This window comes from Lentzea sp. (genome assembly GCF_035525475.1).
Lineage (GTDB): Bacteria > Actinomycetota > Actinomycetes > Mycobacteriales > Pseudonocardiaceae > Lentzea.
On record NZ_DATLEC010000133.1, the window covers coordinates 49,297 to 56,726 of the forward strand.

Below are 7,430 nucleotides of genomic sequence, written 5' to 3' on the forward strand. Positions count from 1 at the left end.
TGGACAACTCAATCCGGCACGACGACGGCCCGGCTGCGCCCGGTGTGCGCCCATGCCTCACCGACCCGGCTCAGCGGGAACGCGGTGTAGGGCACCTGCAGCGACCCGTCGGCGAAGCGGGCCATGACCTCGGGCGCCTCGGCGAGCATCTCCTCCGGGGACACCGATCCGACGCCGCTCCCGGTGATCCGGATCCGCCGACTGCGCAGCAGGTCCGCGGGCAGCGATGCCTCCAGGCCCGCGAGCGAGCCGATCTGCGTGTAGGCCGTGTCCGCTTCGGTGTCCTCGCCGCTTCGCCCCAGCACGGCGAACGCAGCCTCGGCGACAGGCCCCCACAGGTAGTCCAGCACGAGACCGGGCTGCGCCTCGGCAACAGCATCGGCCAGAGCCTTCTCCAGGTCGTCAGGCCCGTTCTGGGCCAGCGACACCGTCGTCGCCCCGGCACTGCGCAGCCGCTCCAGCGCCTCCGGATCACGCCCGGCGGCGATGACCCGCTCCGCCCCGAGAGCCAGCGCGCCCTGCACCGCCAGGCTGCCCGACATCCCGGTCGCGCCCAGCACCAGCACGGTGCCCAAGGCCCCCACCTCCTTGCGCCGCGCGGCGAGCACCATCCACCCCGACAGGCCGGGGTTCATGCCCGCGGCGATCGCGAGCGGATCCGCCCCCGCCGGAACCTCCGCCTGGAACGGAGCGATCAGCCGCTCGGCCATCGTCCCGAAGGGCGGACGCGCGTATCCGGTGTAGACCAAGCGCCCGTCGCCGGTGCGTGCGACCGCGTCGATGCCTGGCACCAGCGGATACGTCATCTGGCCGCGGCCGTAGTGCTGGCCGGTGGCCAGTCCGCGGACGATGTTGTGCAGGCCGGCTCCGACCAGGTGCAGTGGCTCGTGACCGGGCGGGACCGTCGGCTCGGGGAAGTCGGCGCAGGCGGGTGACACATCGGGGGCGGTGACTACTGCAGCACGCATCAGGCTCTCCTTAACTAAGTTCAACGCTGTGGCCAGCATGCCTGAACATTGTTAAGGTGTCAACCATGACCAAGGGCATCACCCGGGAGCGGATCGTCACGGCGGCGCTCGAATTCCTCGACGACCAGGGCATGGACGCCCTCACCGTCCGCGCGCTCGCCTCCCGGCTCGACGTCCGTGCCTCCGCCCTCTACTGGCACGTGCGCAACAAGCAGGAACTGCTCGACGAGATGGGCACCGAGGTCATGCGCCGCGTGGCCGGCGCCTTCGCCGCGGTCCCGCCGGGAGACGGGTGGCGCGACGATCTCGCCGCCTACGCCCGCGTGCTGCGCTCGGAGTACCTGCTCCACCGCGACGGGGCCCGCATCTTCAGCGGCACCCGGATCACCGACCCGAACGTGGTCCGCATGAAGGAGCCGTTGTTCGAACGCTGGACCGCGGCCGGCTGGGAGCCCGACGACGCCGACGACGCCATCGACCTGGTCACCGCCTTCGTCGTCGGCTTCGTCATCGAGGAACAGGAGAGGCGCCAGGCCGCCGGGACCGATCCGTCGCGTTACTCGATCGACCAGCGCGACGCCTGGCTCGGCGAAGGCGCGTCACTCGTCAAGCAGGCCGGGCACCTCCAGGACGAGGGCGACCAGCGGTTCGAACGGCACCTCGGCATGGCCCTCGACGGGATCGCCGCCCGGCCGGACGCGTGACTCACCGGCGCCTGCGCACCAGCACCGTCGCGAGCACCGCGGCCGCGACGAGCGCCGCGCCACCCATGAGAATGTAGAGCTGCACCCCGGTCAGGGAGTTCGCGGCGACCTCCGCGACGAGCGTGTCGGTGGCTGTCGCGTTGAGCATCATCACGCCGACGACGTTGAGCACGACCGACCCGACGCAGAGCATGACCGCTACCAGGCTGCCGATCGCACCGTGGTTTTCGGGCGGCGTCATGACGGTCGCGAGGTTGAAGCTGGAGGCGATGCCCGCGCCGGCGGCCACACCGAGCAGGGTGGCGCAGACCAGCCCGACCGGGAGCACCGAGACGCCCACGAGCATCCCGAACGTGGCCAACAGGCCCACCGCGATACCGGCGAGCAGCGTGCGCGCCGGACCGATCCGGGACGCGAGGACACCTGACACCGGACCGCCGATCATGATCCCGACCGCGGACAGCACGAACAACGCGAGCACCACGTCGCCACCGCCGAGGCCGTAGCCGAGGCCGAGCTCGGGCGGCACTTCCGCGACGAGGCTGTTCAGCTGCAGCATGCTCTGCACCGCGCCGGCCGTGAGCGCCACCGCTCCCAGAGTCAACGCCAGCGACCTGCTGTGCCCACGCAGGTCGACGATCGGCTCGGGGACCCGCAGCACGTGCCGCACCCCGGCGGCCAGCGCGATGACGCCGCCGACCAGCGCGGCCAGCAGAACAGGGTTCGTCCAGCCCACGTCCGGGGCCATGCTGATGCCACCGAGCACCGCGACCAGACCGGAACCGAGCAGCAGTGCCCCGACGAGGTCGACCGACCCGCCGGAGCGGATCGGCGGATCCGGGATGAACAGCCGCACGGTGACCGCGCAGACCACCGCGAGAGCGGTGGCGGCGACGAAGACGCTCCGGTAGCCGAACGCGTCGATCGCCGGGTTCAGCAGGAACATCATGGGAATCCCCAGTAGCGACGCGCCTGTGGTCACGAAGCCGACGGCGGCCATCCCGACCCGCGGGGTGCAGACCTGCCGGGTGATCGCCACCGTGAGCAGGACCGCTCCCATGGCCGCCCCCTGCAGGAACCGCCCGAGCACGAAGACGACGACGTTCGGCGCGACCAGGCAGACCAGCGATCCCGCAACCGTGACGAGCATGGTGGCGACGAGGATCCGGCGCTTGCCGTGGATGTCGGCGGTGCGCCCGAGCAATGGCGCCCACATCGCGCCCGCCAGCATCGCGCTCGAGTTGAGCCACGCGGCCTGGTCGGTCTGGAAGTGCCGCATCATGTCCGGCAACGCCAGCAGCGGTGCGACGATGACCACGTCGGACAACAGGTTCGCCCCGACGAGGATCATCAACCAGCCGACCAGTCGACGGCTCCACCTGTCTTCCGCGCCACCCGACGGGCGCGCTGTCGACATGTCCTGCATCATGAGTTCTCTCCAGGTAGCGGCAGCCGGGAACACCCGACCGCCTCGAGGGTTTCTTTCTCCGGTTCCGGGGAGCGCTCGGTCTGCAGCGCCACCACCCCGCGCCCGTGACGGGGCGGCGGACGCGAATCCTCGGCGCACGTGGGAGTGCACGTCCTCGAACGCCTCCGGGGCCGCGTCGAGATCATGTGCCGCGGCCGCCTCCCGGCCCGCCGCGCCCATCCGCACACGGGTCGCCGGATCGTCGAGTGGGGCGGTGAGCGCCGCGGCGAGTCCGGCCACGTCTCCTGGCCGGCACAGCAGGCGTTGCGGCCGGGGTGGACGAGGTGCGGGAGCGCAACGGCGTCGGCGGCCACCACAGGCCGCCATCGCCTCCAACGTCACCAGGCTCTGCGACTCGGCGATGCCCGGCATGCACAACCGCGCACCGCTTGGTTGGGGAGAGGTACCCCACCGCGATCTCGATCCTGGGGTGAATCGCGATCACGATGCGGTTCGGAATTCGGTGAGAGGCGCTGCGATCAGCGCGCTGTGGGTGTTCCGCCGGGCGCCGGGCCCCGGACGAGGAACGCTCCGACGATCGTGAACAACGACAGCGTGGCCGCCACCAGGAACGCCGCGTGCACGCCGCCCGCCGTCTGCTCCAGGAGCGGCACGCCTTCGGCGGCGAGCGCCGCCGAGCGCACCGACAGCACACTGACCAGCAGTGCCACCCCGGCAGCCCCGGCCAGCTGCTGGACGGTGCTGAAGATCGCGCTGCCGTAGGAGTACGACTTCGGCGGCACCGCCCCGGGGCCCGCGGCGAACAGCGGCGTGAACACGAACGCCAGTCCGGTCGACAGCAGCAGGTGGAACCCGACCACCTGCGGTAGCGAGCTCCCGGCGGTGAACAGGGTCGTGGACCACAGCGCCGCGCTGGTGGCGACCGTGCCGGGCACGAGCAGCTTCCGCGCGCCGAACCGGTCGTACAGCCGCCCGACGACTGGCCCCAGCACACCCATGATCAGCCCGCCCGGCAGGAGCAGCAGGCCCGTGGTGAGCGGCTCCAGCATCAGCACGCTCTGCAGGTAGATCGGCAGCAGGACGGACATGCCCAGCAGCGTGGCCATCGTCAGCATCATCATCACGCTCGCGACCGTGAAGGTCCGCGACCGGAACGCGCGCAGATCCAGCAGGGCGCGGTCGGTTCGCTGCAGCACCAGCTGCCGGGCGACGAACGCGACCAGGCCCCCGGCACCGACGGCGAACGCTGCCCACACCACGACCTGCGACGTGCCACCGGAGTGGCCCAGGCTGCTCAACCCGTAGACGAGGCCACCGAAGCCGAGCGCGGAGAGCACCACGGACACCATGTCGATCGGCGTCGCGGTGGTCTCCCCGACGTTCGTGATCCGCCGCAACCCCAGCACCAGCACGGCGAGCGCGATCGGCAGCACCAGCCAGAACATGTAGCGCCAGCCGAACAGGTCCAGCACGACGCCCGACACCGTGGGCCCGATCGCGGGTGCGACGGAGATGACGATCGCGATGTTGCCCATCAGGGCACCCCGGCGGGCCACCGGCACGAGCGTCAACACCGTGGTCATCAGCAGCGGCATCATGATCGCCGTGCCACCGGCCTGCACGACGCGGCCGGCGAGCAACACGCCGAAGCCCGGCGCGACCGCCGCGACCAGCGTGCCCGTGCTGAACAACACCATGGCCGTGGCGAACAGGGTGCGCGTGGGCACTCTCCTGATCAGGAACCCGGTGACCGGGATGATCACGGACATCGTGAGCAGGAAGCCCGCGGTGAGCCACTGCCCTGCGCTCGCCTCGATCTGCAGGTCGGTCATGAGCACCGGCAGCGCCACGCCCATGATCGTCTCGTTGAGGAAGACGACGAACGTGGAGACCAGCAGTATCCCGATCACGATGCGGTTGCGGGAACCGAGCTGCCCCGAGGCCCGGGGTCCGCCTTCGACGTCAGCCGTCAACTGATGCGCGCCTCGCACGATGCCGCCCTCCGCACTCCTCGAATCGATCCCAGGCAGTCCGGGACGACGGCGCGGGTCCGCTCCTGGTGCGCCCTGCCTCGCCGACGCGGTTGAGCCGGCAGACGGCGTACGGCGCGTCGAAGGTCCCGTCGCCGAACCGGGCGATCTCGGGAACCTCGGCGATCATCCGGACCTTCGAGACCGAGCCCGCACCGCTGCCGGTCAGCCGGATCCGACGGCTGCGCAGCAACGCGGCCGGCAGCGACGCCGCGGTCCCGGGGAGCGAGCCGATCCGCACGTGGTCGATGGCCGCGTCGACCCCTCCCAGCGCGGCGAAGGCGGCCTCGGCAATGGGATTCGTGCCCACGGCGACCGGGCGAGACCCGTGTGGACCAGGCGCCCGTCCTCGGTCCGGGCCACCGCGTCCGGCCCCGGGATCAGCGGATGCGCACCGTCGCTGCCGTAGTGGCCGTAGTGGCCGCCGGTGACCAGCACGGACGACGTGGTGCAGACCCGCACCCACCAGCCGCAGCGATTCCTTCCCCGGCTGCTGCTGTGGACCGGGGAGGTCCGCCCAGGCGGGGGTGGCGTCCGGGTTGCTGACTACTGCTGCACGCACCAGAGACTCCTTAACTATGTTCACCCCGTCTGGCACTCACCGTGCCTGAACTTTGTTAAGGTGTCAAGTGCGGCAAAGGACGCTCGGGCGAGGACGCCGAACACGTGGGCGACGACGGTGATGGACGACTCGAACGGGCATCTCGGCATCGTTCTGAACGGACTCGCGGGCAGCTGGCCCGCCGAAGGGCCGACGCGGAGAGAGGAACAGGTTCGGTGACCTGCACCGTGCTCGTCGCGGACGACCGCGCGATCCGCGAATCGCCGGGTCGTGCGCTGGAGCTCGGGGGATGCCGCGTCGTGGGTCGACGGCGTGCAGGAGCTGACCCGCGCCCGCCGAGACATCCTGAAACCAGGCGTCGCGGAAGCGGCGCAACGACTCCATCCGCACCCTCACGGCCTCACCCCCGAGCACCCGCCCCAAGGCCGGTCCTTTTCGGCAACAGGCAGGCGGTTCACCCGAGCGGCAGGCCGCCAGGATCATCGGCGATCTCCTGGAGCGGCGGGCTGGTTCAGGCCGCGATCGAGTTCCGCGGGCACGGTCTCGTCGCGCGGTCGTCGTCTGCGACGAGCACGGTGCGGGCCATGGCGATCAGTGCTGCAACCGGGCCGCGAGGCCGTCGAGGACGATGTCGAGGTGCCGCCCGAACCGCGTGTGGCGGTCATCGGGCAGGCGACCCGCGGCCTTGACCAGATCAGCCCCCTCACCCAGCCAGGCATCGCGTTCGGCGAGCGAGTAGCGACCCGGGGTGGTCTCCTCCGACTGCACTCGCTCCTGTTCCTCGATGACGAAGCCGACGACGAACGCGGTGACCACGTCGAGGGCGTCGTCGGCATCGGCAAGGGTGAATCCGGCCTCGATGAAGCGCGCGAGCCAAGCTTCCTTGGCCTTCACCACGTCCGGGTCGGAAAGGCGCGTGCCGCTGAAGATGCGGGCTCCGTCCCGGTAACACAGGTATTCCGTGCGCAGGGCGCGGCCGTAGTCGGCGAGGTTGGCGCGCCAGCCGGCGTCTGGCGGGACGGCCGACAGCGCATCCGTGACGCGGCGCATGACGAACGTGCTCATCTCGTCGAGCAGTTCCTGCTTGTTGCGGACGTGCCAGTACAGCGCCGGTGCCCGCACGTCCAGCCTTGCGGCGAGCGCACGGACGGTCAGTGCGTCCATGCCCTTGTCGTTGAGCAGTTCGAGCGCTGCCGCGACGATCCGTTCCTTGTTTATGCCCTTTCCCACGGTCGACACCTTAACGAAGTTCAGACATCGCCTGTCCCCAGGCGAGTTGAACTTGGTCATGGAACTGCGACGCGGTCCCTGGGTGCACGAAGGCACCGGTTGGATCAGGAAGAGGGAACACGTCATGCAGAAGCGTGCGTTGGTCGTCGGTCTGGGGTCGCGGGCCTGTCCGCGGCGGTCGGGCTGCGCCGAGCGGGGTGGACGCCGTGATCATCGAACGGGCTGCCGAGCGTCGAACCGGGGGCTGCTTCATCTCAGGCCCCATCGTGACCCGTCAGCTCTGGTCGGCCCACCACTTCTGGCCGGCCGCGCCAAGGGTGGAGATCGGGTCGTAGTAGGGGTAGCGGCGGTCGAGCGCTTCGGGGTCTTCGAGCTCGATCCCGGTGCGGTAGTTCTTGGTCCAGTAGGAGATCCCGAGCTCGCGGTCGTAATCGGCGAGCTGGTGCACCCACCGCTTCCCGACGTACGGCACGTCGCACACGATCCGCGGCGTCGCATATCCGGGCA

Annotated in this window: 7 protein-coding genes; 1 reads left to right on the top strand and 6 read right to left on the bottom strand. The window is 70.4% G+C overall.

The genetic code is table 11. From position 1 onward, the window contains the following. Positions 1-8: 8 nt before the first annotated feature. On the bottom strand, positions 9-968 hold the full coding sequence (locus VM306_RS22380; protein ID WP_325518196.1) for a zinc-binding alcohol dehydrogenase family protein: 960 nt from the start codon (positions 966-968) through the stop codon (positions 9-11). Between the two features lie 65 nt (positions 969-1,033). Between VM306_RS22380 and VM306_RS22385 the strand changes: the two genes are divergently transcribed. Then, a complete protein-coding gene (locus tag VM306_RS22385; protein ID WP_325518198.1) occupies positions 1,034-1,672 on the top strand; it encodes a TetR/AcrR family transcriptional regulator C-terminal domain-containing protein in 639 nt (212 codons plus the stop codon). A 1-nt stretch (position 1,673) separates the two neighbouring features. Here the strand turns inward: VM306_RS22385 and VM306_RS22390 are convergent, their stop codons facing one another. The 5 genes from VM306_RS22390 to VM306_RS22410 all read right to left on the bottom strand — a co-directional run. Further along, positions 1,674-3,089 (bottom strand): MFS transporter, encoded by a 1,416-nt coding sequence (locus VM306_RS22390; RefSeq protein WP_325518200.1) that lies wholly within the window; start codon positions 3,087-3,089, stop codon positions 1,674-1,676. Between the two features lie 530 nt (positions 3,090-3,619). Next, positions 3,620-5,011 carry a DHA2 family efflux MFS transporter permease subunit gene (locus tag VM306_RS22395; RefSeq protein ID WP_325518202.1) on the bottom strand — a complete coding sequence of 464 codons (1,392 nt, stop codon included), beginning with the start codon at positions 5,009-5,011 and terminating at the stop codon, positions 3,620-3,622. 52 nt (positions 5,012-5,063) lie between these two features. Beyond that, positions 5,064-5,441, bottom strand: coding sequence for a hypothetical protein (locus VM306_RS22400; RefSeq protein ID WP_325518204.1), 378 nt, complete (start codon positions 5,439-5,441; stop codon positions 5,064-5,066). A gap of 843 nt (positions 5,442-6,284) precedes the next feature. Continuing rightward, on the bottom strand, positions 6,285-6,983 hold the full coding sequence (locus VM306_RS22405; RefSeq protein ID WP_325518206.1) for a TetR/AcrR family transcriptional regulator C-terminal domain-containing protein: 699 nt from the start codon (positions 6,981-6,983) through the stop codon (positions 6,285-6,287). A 214-nt stretch (positions 6,984-7,197) separates the two neighbouring features. Beyond that, on the bottom strand, positions 7,198-7,430 hold a 233-nt coding region (locus tag VM306_RS22410), incomplete at its 5' end, for a hypothetical protein (protein ID WP_325518208.1).